Source organism: Paenibacillus sp. FSL H7-0756 (genome assembly GCF_038006765.1).
Taxonomy (GTDB): Bacteria; Bacillota; Bacilli; order Paenibacillales; family Paenibacillaceae; genus Paenibacillus_AQ.
Genome location: NZ_JBBOVT010000001.1, coordinates 3,262,235 through 3,282,578, shown reverse-complemented (window position 1 = coordinate 3,282,578; position 20,344 = coordinate 3,262,235). Strand labels below are relative to the sequence as shown.

The following is a 20,344-nucleotide window of genomic DNA, read 5'->3' as shown; positions in this document are numbered from 1 at the left end:
GCTGATACATCTCTGTTTAGTTTATACCCGCGAGAAGGTAAATGGAAGCGCTTGTGATAATCCCTGCTTGTTACCGGTGACCATTGATGGGTACAATTAATAGATAGGTATCTCAACAACAGGACAGATAAAGGACAGGTGAAATGAATGCAGAATTACGGATTCGCAAGAGTCGCCGCCGCTTCCCCGGAACTCCGGGTGGCTGACTGCGTATTCAATGCAGACCAGATTATTGAAGCCATCAATACAGCCAGCGCCCAGGAGGTGGAGTACCTGGTACTCCCGGAGCTGTGCATCACCGGCTACAGCTGTGCGGATCTGTTCCTCCAGCCCCGGCTGCTGGAATCCGCGATGCAGGCGCTGCTGCGGATTACGGCCGCGACGGCAGAGCACCGGATGATTGTCATTGCCGGCCTGCCGGTCTCCATCAAAAGCAGGCTGTTTAACTGTGCCGCTGTGCTCCAGCAGGGCCGTATTCTCGGGATTGTGGTCAAGACCTGCATTCCCGGCTACAGCGAATTCTACGAGCCGCGCTGGTTCGCGGGAGCCGGCGAGCTGGAGGTGTCCGAGCTGCGGATCGGCGGATCGGCGGTGCCGGTCGGCAATGATTTGATTTTTGCCTGTGAGAGCGACGGGAATCTGTCGTTCGGTGTGGAGATCTGCGAGGATCTCTGGGTGCCGGTGCCGCCAAGCAGCCTGCTGGCCCAAGCCGGTGCGACGCTGCTGTTCAACCCGTCGGCCAGCAACGAGCTGGTCGGTAAGGCCGATTACCGCCGCCAGCTGGTCGGCGGCCAGTCCGCCTCCTGTGTGGCCGGTTATGTCTATGCCAGCTGTAATACCGGGGAATCGACAACAGACGTTGTCTTCGGCGGACATTCGCTGATCGCGGAGAACGGCCAGCTGCTGGCCGAATCGGAACGCTTCACTCATGAGAGCCGGATGATTACCGCCGACATTGACCTGCCGCGGCTGCAGTATTCCCGTACCGTGATGGGCACGTTCCGGGCAGGCAAGGGCGGACGCAATTACCGCGAGATTCTCTATACCGCGCCGCTTGGCAGCAGCACCCCACGGGAGCTGAAACGGAACGTAGGCGTCAATCCGTTCGTGCCGGGCAATCCGCTCCAGCGGGACGAACGCTGCCAGGAGATTCTCTCGATCCAGACCTCCGGCCTGATGAAGCGTATCCGCCACATCGGCACGAAGCAGGCTGTGATCGGCATCTCCGGCGGCCTCGACTCTACGCTTGCGCTGCTGGTTGCCGTGCGGGCTATGGAGCTGCTCGGACGTCCGGCCAGCGATGTGCTGGCGGTCACGATGCCGGGCTTCGGCACGACCAGCCGCACCTACGACAATGCTGTAGGCTTGATCAAGGCGCTTGGCGCCACGATGAAGGTCGTTGACATCAAGGCGGCCTGCCTCCAGCACTTCGCGGACATCGGCCACGACCCCGAGGTGCATGACCTGACTTACGAGAACGTACAAGCCCGCGAGCGTACCCAGATCCTGATGGATCTCGCCAACAAGAACGGCGGGATTGTCATCGGTACAGGCGACCTGTCCGAGCTGGCGCTGGGCTGGTGTACCTATAACGGCGACCATATGTCGATGTACAGCGTGAATTCGGGTATTCCGAAGACGCTGATCCAGTATGTTGTCGCCTGGTATGCAGACCATGAAGCCGACGAGACGGTGAACAAGTACCTCTACAGCATTATCGAGACCGGAATCAGCCCGGAGCTGCTGCCGCCTTCGGCAACCGGAGAGATCGTCCAGCTGACCGAGAATATCCTGGGGCCTTACATTGTGCATGACTTCTTCCTGTATTATATGCTGCGTACTGGCGCTTCTCCCGGCAAAATGCTCTATCTCGCCCAGCACGCCTTCGGCGGTGCTTATCCCAAGGAGCAGCTGACCGCCTGGCTGAAGGTGTTCGTCACCCGCTTCTTCACCCAGCAGTTCAAGCGCTCCTGCCTGCCGGACGGACCGAAGGTCGGTACGGTCAGCCTCTCGCCGCGCGGCGACTGGCGCATGCCAAGCGATGCTTCTGCCGCGCTCTGGCTGCAGGAAATCGAAGAATTGTAACTCCCGGCCGCAGTGACAAGGCCGAAGGCAAAAAGGCGTCCCCCATCATCGCAGGATGATCAGGGACGCCTCTTTTTTGTCAGCAAACAGCTTCACTCGTACCTATTATCAAGAATCAAGACTTCATCGCTGCCGAACGGGGTCTGAATCGTTACCGTCTCACCCGGACACGCCAGAATCAGCCCTCTGCCCATAGGCGACCAGAGTGAAATGCAGAATTCATCCAGCTCAGCTTCACCAGGAATTACAATCCGGTACGTATCCTTCAGCGTCTCCTGCCCGATACGCAGCGACACTCGGGAACCGACCAATACCATAGAACGTTCTAGCGCATCGTTGTCACCGGACAGAATCCGCTCCACCGTCTCCTGATAGCTTTTGATCATCGCCTGTACCTCTGCCCGCTCAGCCGGAGACTCCCATGTTCCCCTGTCCAGAATAGAGAATTTATGCTCATCGAGATAGACCAGCTGCTGCACCAGCTCTTCGCGCAAGGAAACGGTTCTGAGACTATGGCTCATAGTAGATTTCACCTACCTTCTTCATCAGGTCATGCTCGAAAATACGCTTGTTCCTGCTCATAGCCCTCAGTCCTCCTATATAAGAAAATAGATCCCGCGCAGGGACCTATTCTCTATGATAGCATCTTTCCTAGGAAAGACAATCTCATGTGCAGGGGATGGCGTGCTCCTGTTCAACGCTTCACAGAATCGGCAGATTTCCCGGACGCCACGGCAGCGGCCCGGCTGTACATATTCAGGTCCTGCAGCTTAATCAGCACCTTGCCGAACCGTCCGCCTTGGCGGATAACGACTTGCTGCTGCGGGTAGGCCGTGTGCAGATAGTCTGTAACTACCTTGCGGGTAGCCTCTCCCCCGTCCAGATGATGCAGCGGCAGCATTTCCATCACCTCAGCGGCTGCTGCTTCCAAGGTCAGCTCCTTGCTTTTCGCTTCTCGGGTAATAATCGTCTCATAGGAATAGCCCTTCAAATATAATAATTGCGTCAGATAAGCCATATCTGAGGACTCCGCATGAACCTCCCGGCCCGTCAGCAGCGGCAGCACTTCATTCATCAGACTATGCTCCTGCACACCTGCCGAGGTGCTGATATAGCAGTATTGCCGGGCACAGCTGATCACCTTCTCCGTGCTCTCCCAGTCGAACACCGCCGGACACATGGACACGAAGACCAGATCGAAGGCATTCAGCCAGCCGCGTGCGCTAATGTCTATATTCTCGAACGCTTCGTGCACCAGCTCCACCTGTCCGGGAGCCGCTCCGGCAGTGTTCTTCAGGAACAGCTCCGCTAAGGGAACATTAGGCTCTACTGCTGTAACCTTGGCCCCCCGCTCGATAAAAGGAACCGTGAACCCGCCCGAGGCTGCGCCCACATCGAGAACTGTCAACCCGTTAAAATCCACGCCCTGGCCTTCCATCCAGCCGATAATCCGCTCACTCCGGTCCCGCCCGGCACTGCTGAAGACCTCTTCATTGAACACCTCGGCTTTATGATCGAAGCTCGTGTGCGGGTTCATGCCCATCGCCTTGAACTTGTTAGCCATTGCCTTGGGATCTTCCTTCCAGGCCTTCTCCCATACGCTTGCATCGAATAATCCGTTATTCATTAATCATTCATCCTCTCTTATATACAGACTTAATAGACTTTGAATATCCATAATACATCCGGCAAAAACGGCCTTGACGCCCTTAGAGGGACGGCAGCCGTTTTTGGCGGGAACCACGCAGAACACAGCCCGGCAGCCGTTCTTGCGCCATGACCGTATTTGCTCAGCCAGTTCTTACTGCTGACATGCCCGCATCTTATCCGCCAGCTCTGACATCATCTTATTCCGCAGATAATCCTCCATCTGCCCTTCGGCCTTGACCATCTCCTGCTGAATCAGACACTGACTGGGATGGTCCAGCGTGCAGTCGAACAGCGACGCTGTGCCTTCAATGGCATGGATGATATCCAGGAACGAGATTTCGTCCCCCTTGCGCCGCAGACGATACCCGCCATTGGCCCCGGATGCGGATTCGATAAGCCCGGCCTTGACCAGCTTGGTCAGAATCTTGGACAAATACGTAGGCGATACATTCTGCCGCTCGGCAAGCTGCTGCACGCCCATCGGCTTATCGGGAGTGTGCGCCACCAGGAACAGCATCGTGTGCAGGGCGTAGTTCGTTGCTTTGGAGTATTTCATGTCTTATTCCACCTTACATAAGGACTATGTCTTTAATTGAAGACTTTATTTATCTATAATAGCGCTTATGTGGGAAGATTGCAAGGGGCAGGAGAGTGGAATGGGTGGAGGATTCTTTCCAGCACACAACAAAAAACAGAGCCCCTTACTCCCGTAGGCTCTGCTTTGCAGCATGATCAGTGGCTGAAACAGCCCCATCTACACTCCCCTTACTTCCGCAAAGGGTACTGGAATCTGTATTCCCCGGAGCCGAGCGTAACCTTCACCGCCTGTGCCATCTGCTCTGCGGAATGAATACCAGGGGTCTGCTCAAGCGGCTGTCCAGCCTCCATTCCCGTCTCCGATACTTCAGCCAGCAAGGCGTCCGGCAACAGTACCGTAGCCGAGGTATTCGGGGGAACCACGGCGGTCAGCCCGATTATCCCGGAGTCTATTGTCCATTCGGAACGGATCTTCCCGTACATGGATTCCAGACTGGCGGCAGCCGAGGTGAGTCCGCCTCCCGGATGCGGCTGGATCAGGAACTGCTTATAGCCCGGCCCTTCCTCTGTCTGTTCGATCCCGGCCACATAACGGTACAGGAAGTCTCCTACCGCCCCGTAAGCATAGTGGTTGAAGGAATTCATCTCCTTGCTCCAGAAGCTGCCGTCCACCTTAATTCCGTCCCAGTGCTCCCAGATCGTAGTTGCGCCGCGGGTAATCGGATACAGCCAGGACGGATAGTCCGTCTGGAGCAGCAGCTTGTAGGCGGCATCGTAACGGCCCGCTTCCGCCAGCACCAGAGTCAGATAAGGCGTGCCCACGAAGCCTGTCGTAAGATGATAATGGCTCGCTTCCAGCAGTTCGATAAGTCTTGCAACCGTGCGATCCTTGGCACTTCCTTCCACCAGACCGAACATCAAGGCCAGCACACAGGCTGTTTGGGTAGCCGGACCTTCCTCCCCCGCTGGCAGGATATACGCTTGGTTGAACGCATCCTTGACCCGGTGATGCAGCTGCGAGTACTTCTCCACATCTTCTGTCCGGCCCAGCACCTTCGCCGTTTTTGCCATTAACTGGACCGAATAAGCATAGAAGGCCGTTGCAATATAATTCCGATCCGTAGCCCCCACATGACTGTCCGCCTTGGCATCCAGACCCAGCCAATCTCCGAAGTGGACGCCGGTATTCCATAGGAACTCATCTGTCCCTTGGCGGCGGATATATTCCACCCAGCCCTGCATGCTGCTGTACTGCTGCTCCAGAATCCGCTTATCCCCATAGCACTGGTAGATCGTCCATGGACAGATGACCGCCGCATCGCCCCACGCCGCAGAGGAATGTGCCTCCTCCCCCAATATATGCGGAATCACGTATGGAACTCCTCCATCCTCCCGCTGATCCGCTGCCAAGTCCCCCAGCCATTTGCTGAAAAAGGGGGCCACATTCATCAGATACGCCGCCGTGCGGATGAACATCTGCGCGTCCCCGGTCCACCCTAGCCGTTCATCCCGTTGCGGACAGTCGGTCGGCACATCGACGAAATTGCCCTTTTGCCCCCACAGGATGTTGTGCTGGAGCTGATTCAGCAGTGGGTTCGAGCAGGTGAAGGTGCCGGTTGGCTCCATATCGGAATGCAGCACCACGCCTGTGAAGTCCTGCAGATCCAGCAGTTCCGGGAAGCCGATCAGCTGGACATACCGGAAGCCCTGGAAGGTAAACCGCGGCTGGAAGCTCTCCCTGCCCCCGCCTCGGGCGATATAAGTAACGGTCTGTCTGGCCGTCCGGAGGTTCTCGGTATACACATTGCCCGCCTGGTCCAGCACCTCGAAATGCCGCAACTGATATTCCTGACCCGCCGCGCCATCTACGGTGAACCGCAGCCAGCCGACCATATTCTGTCCGAGATCCAGCACAGTCTCCCCTGCCGGGGTGCGGATGAAGGCCGCAGGTGCCAATTCCTGGACTGCCCGGACCGGATCATTCTCCTGCGCAAGCAGAATATTCTTGGCATACGGAAGAATCTCCGCCGGTGTCCACAACGTGTCGTCATACCCCGGCAGGCTGAAGCCGTGCTGCGCCAGGCGGGCGTCATAGGTCTCGCCATGATACAGCTCCGACATCAGGATAGGGCCGGGTAAGATTTTCCACTGCGGGCCGGTTCCTATGATCTGCTCCGTGCCGTCCTCATAGGTGAGATGAAGCTGCATCAGCAGCGCTGTCCGGCTGCCATAGATATGCTTCCTGTGCTCCCAGCCGAGATTCCCTTTGTACCAGCCGTTCCCGAGCCAGGCACCCGCCGCATTGTCCCCAAGGGTGAGCAGCGGGGTCACATCATACGTCTGGTATTGCAGGCGGTGGCTGTAACTGGTCCATCCCGGATTGAGATAAGTGTCTCCTACCCGTGTTCCGTTCAGCTCCAGCTCATACAGCCCGAGACTGGTCACATAGATTCTGGCACGGGCGACCGGCCGGTCCACCTGGAAGCTTCCGCGCAGCAGCGGGCTTTGCTCTGCATCTTCCGCCAGACAGGCCAGCGGAGCCGTAATCCATTCTGCGGTCCACTCCTCCGGCGAGAGCAGCCCCATCTCCCACCAGGCCGCCACGGACCACTCCGTGGAACGATGGTGCTGATCCCATATTTTAACCCGGTAATAATAACGCGTCCTGGACTGCAGCTCCAGCTCCTTCAGCTCGATATGGACAGATTCACCCGACTCCACTCTGCCCGAGTCCCACCATACGCTCCCGAAATCCGCCGCGCCTGCCACCTGTAATTGATACGCCTGCTGCCTTACATCGCGCTCATCCGCCCGCAGCTGCCAGCTGATTCTTGGATTACGGATATCCAGTCCCAGCGGATTCTCCTGGTACTCCACTCGCGGTTTTTGAATAGCTATCATTGAATACACCTCGTCTTTTATAGGATTAATCCTGTATATATGACGCGCTTTCTATTACAATTATAGGATTCCGCATGGTTTGCATGACCTGCAATATGGACATTTCACGGGGGTAAAAAGGACTTTCTGGATCTGGAGGAGGGAATTGATGGATTCGGCCAACCATACGCTAAAAGGGGAGTATTTCTTCCGGGGCAATCTCCTGTTATATGTGAACCGCGCTACCGAGAGCTATGATCTTCCGCTTCACTCCCATGACTTCATGGAGCTGACCTTCGTGGCCGAGGGCAAAGGATTTCATTATATCGGCCAGAAGGCTCACCCGACAGGCAAGGGCCAGCTGCACTACATTCCTGTCGGTGTCTCCCATGTCTTCCGCCCGTCTTCACCCAGTTTAATGCGTGAGCCGCTTGTCGTGTACAATTGTTTGTTTAAGCCGGAGCTGCTGGACCGTCTTGCCCCCATGATTCAAGACCCGCTGATTGCCTCCTACCTGGAGCAGATCAGAGAACACCGGCTGCCTTCCTTCTCCGTGACGGACCTGAACGGCTCCATCGAGAGCCTGTTCCTCTCGCTTCACCGCGAGGTTCACCTGCCGCAAAGCGGATCGGACAGCTACCTGCTGACCTTGTTCGTTCAGCTTCTGATCAGTATCTACAGACTGAAGCATGATGAGGTTCAGTTTCCGCTGGGCAGGCAGACGCAGTTTTTGCAGATTCTGAATTACGTCCAGCTGAACTATGTGCAGGAGATTACCCTGACGCATCTGTCACGCAGCTTCGACTGGAGCGAACGGCATCTTCAGCGGCTGTTCAAGGCGCATACCGGGCAGACCTTCTACCGTTATCTCCAGAACGTGCGGATTCAGAAAAGCTGTCTGCTGCTGGTCCAGCAGCCCAAGACACCCGTACAGCTCATTGCAGAGCAGGTAGGATACCACGATCCGTCGACATTCACTCTGGTCTTCAAGCGGATCATCGGAACCACGCCGGGGAGTTACCGGCAGACGCCCGGAAGGACACATGGCGGAAGCGATGAGGCGGGAGGAATAACTTTGACGCAGAATGATTGATGTTATTGATAAATAGTGTTAGGCTATCAACGGTAAACTCCATTCCAGCTACACAGAAAGGTAGTCCTATGATTAAAGTTCAACACCTGTCCTTCTCCTTCCCGCAAAAAGAGCTCTACACTGACATTTCGTTTACGCTCGAAGAGGCGCAGCATTGCGCTTTTATCGGAACCAGCGGCAGCGGAAAAAGCACCCTGATCGACATTCTGATGGACCGGGACAGATATTTGTTCGACGGCAGCATTGAGATGGAGCCTGATTGCAGCATCGGGTATGTCAGCCAGTTCGCCAAGCCGGACCTGCCTGCCGACACTACCGTGTTTGAATATATAGCCGGACCCTTCATTAAGCTACAGGAGGAAATACAGCTCATCTGCACAGAGATGGAGACCTCGGAGGACATTGAGCCGCTGCTGGAGAAGTATCAACTGGCTCTGGACGCTTACGAGGCCTTGGGCGGAGATGATTACGAGAGCCTCATTCACAAAAAGCTGAATCTGGCGGACCTCATGAAGCGCAGGGACCTCAAGGTATCCGAGCTGAGCGGCGGGGAATTCAAGCTAGTTCAGGTCATGAAGGAAATGCTGAACCGTCCCGACTTCCTGATTATGGATGAGCCGGATGTATTCCTGGACTTCGAGAACCTGAATGCGCTCCGGCAGCTGATTAACTCCCATAAGGGAATTCTGCTGGTGGTTACGCACAACCGTTATCTGCTTAACCATTGTTTTAACAAAATCATTCACCTTGAGAACAAGGAGCTTCAGGAGTTCGACGGCCGGTATCTGGAATACAACCTCTCCCTGCTTCAGACCAAAATAGAGCTGCAGGAGCTGGCCCTCGCCGAACAGGAAGAGATTGAGCGCAACGAGAACATCATCGACAACCTCCGGGTCATCGCCACGTATAATTCAGAAGCCTCCAGAGGGAGAGCGCTCAAAGCCAGAGTGAAGTTCCAGGAAAGACTGGAGGCCCGCAGAATCAAAGCGCCGTTCGTGGACATTAAGCAGCCCCAGATTCATTTGGGAATGGTGCATGAGCCGCAGAACGCGGACGCTCCTGTAGTGACAGTCCAGGATTACCGGGCGGCCTTCGATGAGCTGCTGCTGGACAAGGTTAGCTTCGAGATGAATGCTGGTGATAAAGTCGCCCTGATCGGTCCGAACGGTACCGGCAAAACAACCCTGCTGCGCGATATCGCGCGGGGCCAGCACGACTCTATAACCCTGAGCCCGGAGGCTACGGTAGCTTATCTGTCCCAGCTTCAAGGCGAAGTGCTGACAGATTCGAACACCCTGCTCGAAGAATTCATCGAGGCCGGAATGGCTACGTATGATGAGATCCGCACCCACCTGGCATCCTATGGCTTTGAAGGCGAGATTGTGAACCAGAGAATAGCAGCCCTGTCCGGCGGCGAAAAAAATCTGCTGCAGCTGGCCAAGGTATCTGCTCTGAAGGCCAATGTCCTGCTGCTCGATGAGCCGACCAGCCATCTGGATACCTACACGCAAATCGCTCTGGACCAAGCCATCCAGGAGTATAAGGGCGCAATTCTTATGATCTCGCATGACTTCTATTCCGTGGTCAACGGGATGGATTATGTGCTGATTATTGACGATAAGACAATCCGCAAGATGACGATCAAGAAATTCAAGAAGATGATCTATGCCCTGCATTTCGATAAGGATTATCTGGAGCTGGAGCAGAAGAAGAAAGCGGCCGAGACCCGGGTAGAACTGGCGCTGAAGGATAACAATTTTGAGCTTGCCAAAAGTCTGGTCATCGAGTTGGAAGAGCTGATTAAGCGGATGTAAGTACACAGCGAACTGTAGTACATTAGAACACCTGGCGCCAGCTAATGTATGCTGTTTTCCGCATACGTTAGGGCTGTGCGCCTGCGCGCTAGCAAATGTGTGTTGTTTTCCGCATACATTCGCCCGTTGCGCCCGTGCACCAGCAAATGTATGCTGTTTTTCGCTTACATTTGGCCCGTGCGCCTGTGATTCAGCAAATGTATACTGTTTTCCGCATACATTCGCCGTTGCGCTTGCGCGCCAGCACAATGTATGCTGTTTTCGCTTACATTCGACCCGTGCGCCTGTGATCCAGCAAATGTATGCTGTTTTCCGCATATATTCGGTGCGACCCCCTTATCCCGGAGTCCTCCGTATCAAATCAGTACTTATCGTAGATATGCTCTTTATTTCGCTTTTTCTCTCGGCCAGAAGAAGCGGGAGCGGTCTTCTTGGGTCAGGACCCACTCCGCAAACGTAGCTGGCGGCATGTTCCGAAGGCTCGTATGCATTCTGCGGTTGTTGTAAAAGTCCATGTACCGGTCCACCGCTTCATAGGCCTCTTCGAACGTGTCGAATGCCTCTTTGCGGAACAAATCCCGGTCAATATTACTGTGGAACGATTCAATAAAAGCGTTTAAATCCGGCGTTCGAGGCGGAATGCGTTCATGGGTCATTTCCCAGCTTTCACACATGTCGCCAAACAGGTGGCTGACGAACTGTGGGCCGTTGTCGGTGCGGATCACCGGGCGTACGCTGCCAGGGGCGCAGTGTTGCTCCATGGCGCGTCCCAGCGTCTGGCAGGCGTGCTTGGCCTCACACGACGATCCGCGGTGGTAGCCGACGATGACACGGGTAAACACATCGATAATGCTCAGGACAAAGAAATGCCGGTCCCGGCCCGCCACGTACCCGTACTTAATGTCCATCTGCCAGAGCTGGCCTGCTCCGGTAATGACCCGGTTCTCCGGCAGCTTCCGGGGATGCTTAAAACGCTTGTGACGCTGCGGCTGCAGGATATCCAGCGCCTGACACAGCCGGTAACTTTTCTTGTGATTGAGCTTTAAACGGTGCTGGTTCCACAAGCACTTGGCCAGCAGTTTGTATCCGTACACGTGCTCTTCTCCAGCGATTAATTCCAGCAGCCATTCCTGGATTTCCTCGTCGCTAATTTTCGCTCCAGACTCGGTCAGAGAGTAGCCGGGTACGGGTCTTCCGCGCCCCTGGAGTACGGCCTGTGCATCCTGTGACTTGCGTTTCTTACGGTCGTAGTACGTGGACTCTGCGAGCCCGATGAGACGTAGTACCAACGCTGCGGAATATCCCTGCTTAATGAACATCTCGGCTACCTCGATTTTTTCGGATAAGCAGGGGTTGGCTTTTTTAGCAGTTCACGCAGAATCTCAATCTCTAACTCCTTTTCACCGAGCATCTTGACCGCCTTCTCATATTTCTGCTCGACCTCTACCAGGCGCTTCAGTTCCTCTACCTGCTCCTGGGGGTACGGATGATCTTGTTCTCCATGGGCTTCCCGGTAATCCCTCACCCACTGATTCACCGTGGACGGAGTCACCCCATACTTTCGGGCAACCACCGCCGCCTTAATGCCAGATAACACCTCTTGCGCTGCCTTCTCTCTTGTTCCTGTTAAGTGTCCCATACCGTTCATCCTCCTCCTATCTCTAGTCTACATTTTTGTGGGGGAGGACTCCAACTTCATTAGGGGGCTGTGGAGTATTAGGGCGGTGCGCCTGCGCGCTAGCAAATGTGTGTTGTTTTCCGCATACATTCGCGCCACAATTTCCTAAACAATAAAAAAAGGCCGCCAATTTCGGCAGGGTGTGTGAAAGCTCCCCTGCCGGAATGGCGGTCTTTTAGATGTGCCTTAACCTGCCTGGACGGGCAGATCAGACTTAAGCATTAGCCAAAAGTCAAATGAACCGTATGAATCTCATAAGGCTTGAAATCAAGCCGGATCGCTGAACCGTCTATGGCCTCTGTATTCAGCGGCCGCTCCATCAGATCGCGCAGCTGCCAGGAGGAGACGGTATAATCACTGCTGACACTCGCCGAGCAGCGTGTGCCGGTATACTCATGCAGCCGGACTATGCATCCGCTGCCGTCCTCGGCCAGCTTGACAGCATCGATGGCAATGTTCGGGGCATCGCAGGTAATTAAGGATTTGCCGCTTCCGGCAGTATAGGCTCCTTCCACAGCCAGGAGCGGCTGGTTCAACGCCCATGCTTCCTGTACCGTCCCCGCAGCCACCCAATCCCCTACATGCGGCAGCAGGGCATATGTGAAGTGATGCTCGCCCTGGTCCGCCAGCCGGTCGGGGCTGGTCGCCGATTTGATCAGCGACAGACGCATCGTATGATCCTTAATGTCATAGCCATATTTGCAGTCGTTCAGCAGACTGACTCCATAGCCCCGTTCTGACAGATCCGCCCACTGATGGCCCACGCTCTCGAACCGTGCATAATCCCAGCTTGTATTCCAGTGCGTCGGCCGCTTTACGTTGCCGAACTGGATATCGTAAGTCGCTTCCGTCGCCCGCACAGCTACCGGGAATGCCGTTTTCAGCAGCTGATGCTGCTCATGCCAGTCTACGTAAGTCTCGAAATCAATCCGCGCGCTTCCGGCGTACACCTTAACCTTTTGGATAATGGTAGAATCCATGTAGGTCCAGTTGAATTCCAGCACCGCCTGGAGCGGGCCGCATTCAGTCAGCTTGACGGAGCGCAGAGCGGTGATGACCTTCATTTTCTCCTGATAAAATAAATCAATATCCCACGCATCGAACATCTTCGGCTTATCCTCGAACACCTGCAGCACATTGCCGCATTCTCCCGGGGCCAGCACCTCGCGAGCGGCGCTGCGGTCGAAGACCCGGCTCAGCTGTCCGTCTGTGTTCCACTCCAGAATATAATAAGGAGTCGTAAGTGTGGAATCCTGCCAGCGGAACGGAATGGAGGGGTCTGGCTGAGCAGCTTCGGAACCGCCAGGCTCAGCGGCAACAATCACTGTACTGCCCAGCGCCGGAACCGCCGCTGTCTCCACCAGCCACTGCCCGCCGGAGCGTTGTGCGTTCAGCCGGTTGCCTTCGGCGTCTGTCCAGACAGCATTCTCTGCATCATGAGGCACAGTTGCCAGCCGGGGCGCGGTGAAGAAGGCGCTGTTGAACAGCGTGTATTCGGTGCGCAGCGGGGCCTCTGCCGGTGAGAGACCGGATTGCGGCGCAGGCGAACCCTCGGCAGACATAGATGCGAGACCGGCTTGCGCTGAAGGCGAATCTGCAGCAGGTCCAGATGCGAGACCGACAAGCCCCTCCGCAGCAGCCGCCCGTGCTGCCAGGCCGATCTGCTCTGCTTCCGCGTATTCTACGCGTGAGTCTTGATACACCTCATGAATGGAGGAACCGGGAATAATATCGTGGAACTGGTTGCGCAGAATGGTCTGCCAGCCTTCCAAAAGCGAATCCGCAGGATACTGGCTAAATTCGCCGCTCTCCGCCGCCCACAGCATCTGCAGCCATTCCGCTTCGCGGTAGAGGAGTTCCAGCTTGCGGTTCATTTTTTTGTTATAGGCCTGGCTGGTATAGGTTCCCCGGTGGTACTCCAGGTATAGCTCCCCGTCCCAGGTGTGCACATACTCCTCCGCCCTGTCTATCGTCTCATGAAGCCGCTCGAAGTACTCCGCTGCCCGGCCCGTCTTCACCTGGGGAAGACCCGGCATCGTATCCAGCCGCCGCCGCATCTCCAGCATCTCGCGGTTGACACCGCCGCCCCCGTCCCCGTAACCATAGGACAGCAGCAGCTCGCGGTTCAGGTTCTTGTCGCGGTACTGTTCCCAGATGCCCTGCACGGAGAAAGGCTCGATCAGGCCGTTATAGGTGTAATACCAGGCCCCCGATTCCGGGCCCTCCGGCGTCGTGATGAAATGGGTCAGCACCTCGCTGCCGTCAATTCCTCTCCACTGGAACGTATCATGCGGCATCCGGTTGTACTGGCTCCAGCTGATCTTGGTGGTCATGAAGGTGTCAATGCCCGACTTGCGCAGAATCTGCGGCAGCGCCCAGCTATACCCGAACACATCCGGCAGCCATAAGTATTTGCAGTCCACCCCGAACTCCTCGCGGAAAAACTTCGTCCCGTACAAAATCTGCCGTACCAGCGACTCGCCGCTCGTCAGATTGCAGTCCGCTTCCAGCCACATCGCCCCTCCGGCTTCCCAGCGGCCCTCTTCCACCCGTTCTTTAATCTCCTGATAGATCTCCGGGTAATCCTGCTTGATGTATGCATAGAGCTGAGGCTGGGTCTGAAGAAAAATGTACTCCGGAAACTCCTTCATCAGCCGCAGTACGGTGGAGAAGGAGCGGGCTGCTTTCTCTCGGGTGTGAGTTAAGCGCCATAACCAGGCCACATCAATGTGCGTATGGCCGATAGCGGTTACCGTCACTGGATGCTCCTGCTCCATCCGGGCGAGCGCCTCACGCAGCAGTGTTTCGGCTTCCTGAACCGAAGCATAGAACGCCGCGCTTCCAGGTCTGGACCAGTCCAGCCTGTTGAACGCCTTGTTCAAGGCGGCCAGCAGCTCATGCTTCTCGGTCCGGCTGTCCGAAAGCTGCTTAATGGTGCCAAGCGCCGCCCGCCCGGTGTAGTAGAGGTTGTCGGCGGACTCATCCAGATAGGCCAGCTCTGCCCGCTTGATCTTGTGCTCCTGCGGAATCAGCTGCCCGTCGCCGTTCAGGCCCGACCATAAGCGGAAGGTGAAATCCAGTTCCCGCCCGGCCGCGCCGTCTTCCAGGAATACCTCCTGATGGTTGGAGTCCACGCCCTGATAAGGCTTCCCGTCCAGATAGAGCAGCGATTCAAACCCGCTGTTATTCCCCCCGCCGGTGCGCCCGAAATCGAACAACCCGACCACACGTTTCCCCTGCCATTCGGCTGGAACGTTTACCTTGCGGTACAGCCACAGATAAGCATCATAGCCGGTCCAATACTCCCCGGTCCGCAGTTTCCTTCCCCCGTCAAGTGCAGGCGGATAAGCACCGTTAGCCCCTTCAAGATCCTCAGTAACCTGCCACTCAACTAACTCAATCCGCTCACGGTACCGGTACCCCTCGAGCTCTCTCAACCGCGCACCAAGCTTCTCTTCTGTCCAGAACATTAACATTCTCCTCTCATGTTATAACACGTGTTATCAAGCGGGCAAAAGTGGTGGGCGGGCTAGATCAGGTGCACTTATGCTCCTCATTTGCTCACCCAGCTCACTTTTGGCTAATTCAAGAGCACTAATGCCCCTCATTTGCTCACCTGGCCCACTTTCGGCTAATTCAAGAGCACTAATGCCCCTCATTTGCTCACCTAGCTCATTTTCGGCTAATTCAGGGGCACGAATGCTCTTCATTTGCTCACCTAAAATACCTCAAGTAGCATATCTAACCTAGTTCCAGCCGAGCCAAAGTGATTTATCCCTCTCATTTCAGCATCCGACCCATTTTCAGCCAACTCAAAGGGATTTATCCCTCTCATTTCCGCATCCGGCCCATTTTCAGCCAACTCAAAGGGATTTATCCCTCTCATATCAGCATTCAGCCTACTTCCAGCCAATTCAGAGGGATTTATCCCTCTGAATTTCCATATCCGATCCATCCAGCCCACCCGGCACACTCCACGCCACCAACCGCACTATCTCCAATACCTCCAGCAGCTAACATTTTAGTTTTACTTGCACCACAATCTACGAGCTTTCTCCCGCCCTTAACACAGCCGGAAGCCAGATTTTCTCCGCCTGACCAGCCTTGTTCCCGGTCCCGCCGCTCATGTTCCCGTTCGCGCCGCTCATCTGCTGAAGCAGGCAGCGTACGGCCTCTTCTCCCATACTTACATAGGGGATCTCTACGCAGCTTAAGGAGGGCAGGCTGAGCCGGTCGCCTTGAATCGTGTTGTCTGCTGCCATAATGCGCAGGTCTTCGCCGATCCGCAGGCCCAGCTTATGAGCAGCCCGGTACAGGTCGGGAATCGCGCTCGACCAGTTGACCAGGAGCGGCGCATTCGGCTGGCCGCTGCCCACCGTAAGCCTCTGGAGACAATCTGCCCACGCGCTGCCATGCTCCTCCAAACGAATGATCACCGGCTCCAGCCCGCGCGATGTGCACCAGCTTGCGTAGGCTTCCCGGCGGTTCCGCTCCGCCCAGTTATCCGTGTCAAGCGCATGATATACCTCCGCGTAGACCGGCCCAGGCTGCTGTGCTGTGCCTTCCCGCATCAAATAATTCATTGCGGTCTCTACACTGCCTGAATAATCAGCAAGTACAGAGTGTACACCCGGCACTTCCGCATACCCTTCCACGGAGACGTAGGGGACTCCGGCAGCGCTGACAAGGGACGCCCACTCCTCATCCTTGTAGCTGGTGTGGTCCAGGGTAACTATCCCGTCAATCTTCCGCTGGTGATACAATTCCAGCAGCTCGGCCCTGCCGCCCGCATTCCCCTTGGGGCGCGGGGAACAGAGCAGGATGTGATACCCGCCCAGTTCACACTCCCGCTGCATCCCTTCCAGCAGCCGGATGAACAGCGGATGGCGCGTATCCCCATAAGCGGCAAGCGTCATGCTTCTGCCCGTCTTCATGCTGCGCGCACCGGCATCCACATGATAATTCAGCTCACGGATGGCTTCCAGCACAGCCTCGCGCGTATCGGCTCCAACGCCAATGCCAGGCGTATCATTCAGCACCGCAGAGACTACGCTGCGGGACACACCTGCCCGTTTGGCTACATCGAAGCTGGTTATTCTTTTTTTGCTCATAATTCAGCACCTCAAGGAAAGTATAACACGTGTTATAAAACAAAGTATAGCGCTTTCTTATGGCGCTGGAAAAGCAAGTTAAGGCCGGAATATCCGCCCTCGCGTGAAACATATAAATTCTAGATTTCAAAAAAAAGCCCCGCAGCCCATGATCAACCTCATTCATGGCTACGGGGCAGATTATTATCGCTGCAGCTCCTGATCCTTTTGCTTCAGCAGGTCGGCGTATTCTTCCTTGTACTGTTCCAGCTTCTGCTTGAGCTCGGTATTGCCGGGACTCGTCTTCAGCTGGCTGCTGGTGGTCAGGATGTTAGTAACTACGGCATCGATCTTCTCGTCAATAATATCAATTTTGCTCTTGGCCGCAGTGATGGCAGGATCAGGGGTGCTAACCGGCGCAGGACCAACCAGTGAGCTCTTCTCGTCAGACAAAGGAGGCGCTGGCCGCCCTTTATCGTCCAGGCTGATTGTTTTACCCTTTACTGTCACTTGGAATCCGGCCAGTTCGCCGATGGCGCGCACGGGCGCATAGCTTTTGCCGTCAATAACAATAGCCGGATCGGCCAGCTTCTTCCCATACACATTTACCGTATACTCCGCCTGAATGGCCTTTCCTACCAGTGTTGCAGAAGCGCCCAGCGCCTGCGCACCCACCATCAGTATCGCTCCGGCAATGACGCCGGCAGCAATCTTTTTCATAAGAAATTCACTCCCTGTATAAGACTATGACTATTATTCTATCATTTTATTGCAGCGGGTGCTTCTCTCCGGCAGAAACAGGTTTCAGTTATTTTTTCCAAGTGAGATAAAAGCAGCTTAAGGATTGACAACATAGCTATTCCTCTCTATCATAATTAAATGATAATGATTATCATCATCATTAAAATACATACTCTCTAAAGGAGCATTGCACATGCCAAGCCTCAAAAAATTAATACTCCCGTTAACCCTGCTTCTCTTCACCTTGATCCTGGCCTCCTGCGGCAAGCCAGACAATGCAACAACTGCGTCAGCTCCTACACCCGCTGCCACAAGTCAATCCACTATAGCACCGGAGGCCAGCCAGGCGGCTGTCACGGAGGCGGCTGCAACACGGAAGTATACCGATTACAAGAAACGGGAGGTTGAGATTCCAACCCAGCCCCAGAAGATTGTGTATGTTGGCAGTAATCCGGGCGACCTGCTGGCGCTAGGCATCAAGCCGATAGGGGCTACGTTAAGCGTCATCGGTACACAGGTGGCTTACCCCGATCTGCTCGAAGGGATTGAAGATATCGGCTACCCTTTCTCCCCTGAGAAAATCCTTACCCTCTCACCCGACCTGATTATCTTCGACGACTGGGACGAGACCGGTATTGAATCTCTGAGCCAGATTGCTCCGACGGTGGTAGTTGGACTGGACGGCACCTTCCCGACGGAGGAGCGTGTCCGCCAGATCGCAGAATTATTCGGCATCACCGGACAGGCTGATACATGGTTCAACAATTATAAGACGAAGGTTGCCTCCGTGAAGCAGCAGCTCAATCTGACTGAAGGCGATACAGCCACCTCCCTGCTTGTACTTGGCTCCGAGCTGTACATTATGGGCGGCAAAGGTCTGAACGAAACGCTGTACGGACAGCTTGGCTTCAAGCCGGCAGAAGGCGTACAGAAGCTGGTCGATGCCAGTGAACGGTTCGTAACCATCTCCGACGAGGTGCTGCCGCAGTATATTGGAAAGCATATGTTCCTTCTTACCGACACCAGCAGCAAAACAGTTGCGAGACAAAACGCACTTATGGACAGCGGCTTGTGGAAGGCTATTCCCGCCGTCAAAGAAGGCCGCGTGTATACTCTTGACAGCAAATATAACTTCGACGACCCGATTACGCTGGATAGATTGCTGGATGAGATCGCGGGTATTTTCAAAGGTAAACAGTAATTAGAAAAATCGCGTCGACCGAATGTATTCGGTTTTCCGATTACATTTGGACCGCGCATTCTCATGCCATCGCATTGTAATCGGTTTTCCGTATACACTCCGCCAGGGCGATATTCCCTTGCTGCTTTCCAAAAAAGACTCAGGCTGTCCGGAAAATTCCGGCAGCCTGAGTCTTCATCTATACTAAACCACTACTTCCTCTTACCCGCCACCTTCACCGAAACCGCGCCCTTCGCGGCGATAGAGCAGGTCAGCAGCTCCTCCCCCTCCAGCCGCACAGACACGGTCTCTTCGGCTTCGCTGTCGTTGAACAGGACGGCGGCCAGCGAGCCGTCCGCGTTGCGGAAGGCAACCGAGCGCAGATGCTCCCGGCTGGCGTTAGAAGCCAGGCGCAGTGCCCCGGGACGGATCACCTTGCTGAAGTGTGCCAATGCGTAATAATCCAGGGTATAGGTCAGCTCCCGGGTCTGCTGGTTGACGGTCACTACCCCGCGGCAGGTGCTCTGGCCGAAGCCGGGCACGGTGGGGCCGTTCTGCTCATCTAAGGCCATATTCCATAGCACGAATGACTTGCTGTGATTCCGCAGAATCTCAATACCCGTGCGCATCACATTGGAGAAGGCTTGCTCGAACGGGGGAATCCATTCCCCGCCCGAGCCTTCGGTGAAATGCACCTCTGTATCCGGGTAAGCCGCCAGCACTTCCGACTGGGCTGACGGCGCACCGCCATACCAGTGCCAGGCCACACCGTCTACCTCCGCTTCCGCTCCCTTCAGCACAGACAGCGGATAATCCGGCCGGTCCCAGTTATGATCGTAGCAGAAGATTTTGGTGTCCAGCCCGTGCTCCTGGAAGGCAGGCTTCAGATAATCCCGGATGAACTCCCGCTGCTCCTCCGGCAGCATCAGCATGCTGGGGTAGTGCTGCGGTTCATAGAGCGGTTCGTTCTGCACAGTGACAGCATAGATAGGTAAGCCATGAGCGGCATAAGCCTGAATGAAGCGGACGAAATAATCCGCATACACCTGGTAGTGCTCCGGCTTCAGACTCCCTGCGATCATCGAGCCGCTGGTCTTCATCCAGCCCGGGGCGCTCCACGGCGAAGCCATCAGCTTAAGCTCAGGATTAAGCCTGAGTGCCTCCTGCACCAGCGGAATGATGTCCGCTTCATCATGGGCAATAGAGAATCCGGCTAATGCCGGATCGCTCCCGCCTTCAGGCATATCGTTATAGCTGTAAACCATTCTGGCATAATCCGATGCCCCCATGGGATTGCGCAGGAAGGACAAGCCGATGCCCTCCAGCGGATCGAACAGCTTCTGCATAACCTCCGTCCGCTGCCCGGCATCAAGCACCAGATGGATCAGGTAGGCGGCCGAGTCGGTGAAGGAAGCTCCGAAGCCATCCATCACCTGATACGTTTGACCGGCATCTATTTCAATGGTGGCAGTTAGCGCATCGGCCGGTAGCCGCGGCAGCTCTGCGGCCACTTGCTCCACAAACAGCTCATCCTCACCGTTAGAGTGGTACATGATAATTTCACGCATAGGTTATCCCTCCATCTTTTTATAGAAA

15 protein-coding genes are annotated in these 20,344 nt (G+C 55.5%); 4 read left to right on the top strand and 11 right to left on the bottom strand.

Going from position 1 to position 20,344, the window contains the following annotated elements; translation table 11 throughout:
• Positions 1-147 precede the first annotated feature (147 nt).
• Positions 148-2,085 carry an NAD(+) synthase gene (locus tag NST04_RS14230; RefSeq protein ID WP_341184780.1) on the top strand — a complete coding sequence of 646 codons (1,938 nt, stop codon included), beginning with the start codon at positions 148-150 and terminating at the stop codon, positions 2,083-2,085.
• A gap of 92 nt (positions 2,086-2,177) precedes the next feature.
• Here NST04_RS14230 and NST04_RS14225 read toward each other — a convergent pair whose 3' ends face one another.
• From NST04_RS14225 to NST04_RS14210, 4 genes are all read right to left on the bottom strand, one after another.
• Positions 2,178-2,606 carry a GreA/GreB family elongation factor gene (locus NST04_RS14225; protein ID WP_341184779.1) on the bottom strand — a complete coding sequence of 143 codons (429 nt, stop codon included), beginning with the start codon at positions 2,604-2,606 and terminating at the stop codon, positions 2,178-2,180.
• 173 nt (positions 2,607-2,779) lie between these two features.
• A complete protein-coding gene (locus tag NST04_RS14220) occupies positions 2,780-3,712 on the bottom strand; it encodes a class I SAM-dependent methyltransferase (protein WP_341184778.1) in 933 nt (310 codons plus the stop codon).
• 174 nt (positions 3,713-3,886) lie between these two features.
• Positions 3,887-4,291 (bottom strand): RrF2 family transcriptional regulator, encoded by a 405-nt coding sequence (locus tag NST04_RS14215; protein ID WP_341184777.1) that lies wholly within the window; start codon positions 4,289-4,291, stop codon positions 3,887-3,889.
• A 209-nt stretch (positions 4,292-4,500) separates the two neighbouring features.
• Complete coding sequence (locus NST04_RS14210; protein ID WP_341184776.1) at positions 4,501-7,173, bottom strand: glycoside hydrolase family 78 protein; 2,673 nt, start codon at positions 7,171-7,173, stop codon at positions 4,501-4,503.
• A gap of 148 nt (positions 7,174-7,321) precedes the next feature.
• Here NST04_RS14210 and NST04_RS14205 point away from each other — a divergent pair, with 148 nt between their 5' ends.
• On the top strand, positions 7,322-8,245 hold the full coding sequence (locus NST04_RS14205) for a helix-turn-helix transcriptional regulator (RefSeq protein ID WP_341184775.1): 924 nt from the start codon (positions 7,322-7,324) through the stop codon (positions 8,243-8,245).
• 68 nt (positions 8,246-8,313) lie between these two features.
• Entirely contained in the window at positions 8,314-10,059 is a 1,746-nt protein-coding gene (locus NST04_RS14200; RefSeq protein ID WP_341184774.1) for an ABC-F family ATP-binding cassette domain-containing protein, read from the top strand.
• A gap of 386 nt (positions 10,060-10,445) precedes the next feature.
• Here NST04_RS14200 and NST04_RS14195 read toward each other — a convergent pair whose 3' ends face one another.
• The 6 genes from NST04_RS14195 to NST04_RS14170 all read right to left on the bottom strand — a co-directional run bounded on the left by NST04_RS14195 (position 10,446) and on the right by NST04_RS14170 (position 17,547).
• The gene (locus NST04_RS14195; protein WP_341182892.1) at positions 10,446-11,378 is read right to left on the bottom strand and encodes an IS3 family transposase; all 933 of its coding nucleotides are present in this window, start codon (positions 11,376-11,378) and stop codon (positions 10,446-10,448) included.
• Positions 11,379-11,383: 5 nt separating this feature from the next.
• Positions 11,384-11,698: a helix-turn-helix domain-containing protein gene (locus tag NST04_RS14190; RefSeq protein ID WP_340750738.1), complete on the bottom strand. Its 315-nt coding sequence runs from the start codon at positions 11,696-11,698 to the stop codon at positions 11,384-11,386.
• Between the two features lie 260 nt (positions 11,699-11,958).
• Positions 11,959-15,207: an alpha-mannosidase gene (locus tag NST04_RS14185; protein WP_341184773.1), complete on the bottom strand. Its 3,249-nt coding sequence runs from the start codon at positions 15,205-15,207 to the stop codon at positions 11,959-11,961.
• A gap of 248 nt (positions 15,208-15,455) precedes the next feature.
• Positions 15,456-15,692 (bottom strand): hypothetical protein, encoded by a 237-nt coding sequence (locus NST04_RS14180; protein ID WP_341184772.1) that lies wholly within the window; start codon positions 15,690-15,692, stop codon positions 15,456-15,458.
• A gap of 88 nt (positions 15,693-15,780) precedes the next feature.
• The gene (locus NST04_RS14175) at positions 15,781-16,848 is read right to left on the bottom strand and encodes a LacI family DNA-binding transcriptional regulator (RefSeq protein WP_341184771.1); all 1,068 of its coding nucleotides are present in this window, start codon (positions 16,846-16,848) and stop codon (positions 15,781-15,783) included.
• 183 nt (positions 16,849-17,031) lie between these two features.
• Entirely contained in the window at positions 17,032-17,547 is a 516-nt protein-coding gene (locus NST04_RS14170; RefSeq protein ID WP_341184770.1) for a hypothetical protein, read from the bottom strand.
• Positions 17,548-17,761: 214 nt separating this feature from the next.
• Between NST04_RS14170 and NST04_RS14165 the strand changes: the two genes are divergently transcribed.
• Positions 17,762-18,769: an ABC transporter substrate-binding protein gene (locus NST04_RS14165; RefSeq protein ID WP_341184769.1), complete on the top strand. Its 1,008-nt coding sequence runs from the start codon at positions 17,762-17,764 to the stop codon at positions 18,767-18,769.
• 191 nt (positions 18,770-18,960) lie between these two features.
• Here NST04_RS14165 and NST04_RS14160 read toward each other — a convergent pair whose 3' ends face one another.
• Complete coding sequence (locus NST04_RS14160) at positions 18,961-20,316, bottom strand: glycoside hydrolase family 30 protein (RefSeq protein WP_341184768.1); 1,356 nt, start codon at positions 20,314-20,316, stop codon at positions 18,961-18,963.
• Positions 20,317-20,344 lie beyond the last annotated feature (28 nt).

Bases quoted from the DNA above. Each gene is read 5' to 3' on its own strand.
- NST04_RS14200 (WP_341184774.1), top strand. From the start codon at position 8,314: ATGATTAAAGTTCAACACCTGTCCTTCTCCTTCCCGCAAAAAGAGCTC.
- NST04_RS14170 (WP_341184770.1), bottom strand. From the start codon at position 17,547: ATGAAAAAGATTGCTGCCGGCGTCATTGCCGGAGCGATACTGATGGTG.
- NST04_RS14185 (WP_341184773.1), bottom strand. From the start codon at position 15,207: ATGTTCTGGACAGAAGAGAAGCTTGGTGCGCGGTTGAGAGAGCTCGAG.
- NST04_RS14195 (WP_341182892.1), bottom strand. From the start codon at position 11,378: ATGTTCATTAAGCAGGGATATTCCGCAGCGTTGGTACTACGTCTCATC.
- NST04_RS14225 (WP_341184779.1), bottom strand. From the start codon at position 2,606: ATGAGCCATAGTCTCAGAACCGTTTCCTTGCGCGAAGAGCTGGTGCAG.
- NST04_RS14230 (WP_341184780.1), top strand. From the start codon at position 148: ATGCAGAATTACGGATTCGCAAGAGTCGCCGCCGCTTCCCCGGAACTC.
- NST04_RS14215 (WP_341184777.1), bottom strand. From the start codon at position 4,291: ATGAAATACTCCAAAGCAACGAACTACGCCCTGCACACGATGCTGTTC.
- NST04_RS14205 (WP_341184775.1), top strand. From the start codon at position 7,322: ATGGATTCGGCCAACCATACGCTAAAAGGGGAGTATTTCTTCCGGGGC.
- NST04_RS14210 (WP_341184776.1), bottom strand. From the start codon at position 7,173: ATGATAGCTATTCAAAAACCGCGAGTGGAGTACCAGGAGAATCCGCTG.
- NST04_RS14220 (WP_341184778.1), bottom strand. From the start codon at position 3,712: ATGAATAACGGATTATTCGATGCAAGCGTATGGGAGAAGGCCTGGAAG.
- NST04_RS14180 (WP_341184772.1), bottom strand. From the start codon at position 15,692: ATGGATCGGATATGGAAATTCAGAGGGATAAATCCCTCTGAATTGGCT.
- NST04_RS14160 (WP_341184768.1), bottom strand. From the start codon at position 20,316: ATGCGTGAAATTATCATGTACCACTCTAACGGTGAGGATGAGCTGTTT.
- NST04_RS14175 (WP_341184771.1), bottom strand. From the start codon at position 16,848: ATGAGCAAAAAAAGAATAACCAGCTTCGATGTAGCCAAACGGGCAGGT.
- NST04_RS14165 (WP_341184769.1), top strand. From the start codon at position 17,762: ATGCCAAGCCTCAAAAAATTAATACTCCCGTTAACCCTGCTTCTCTTC.
- NST04_RS14190 (WP_340750738.1), bottom strand. From the start codon at position 11,698: ATGGGACACTTAACAGGAACAAGAGAGAAGGCAGCGCAAGAGGTGTTA.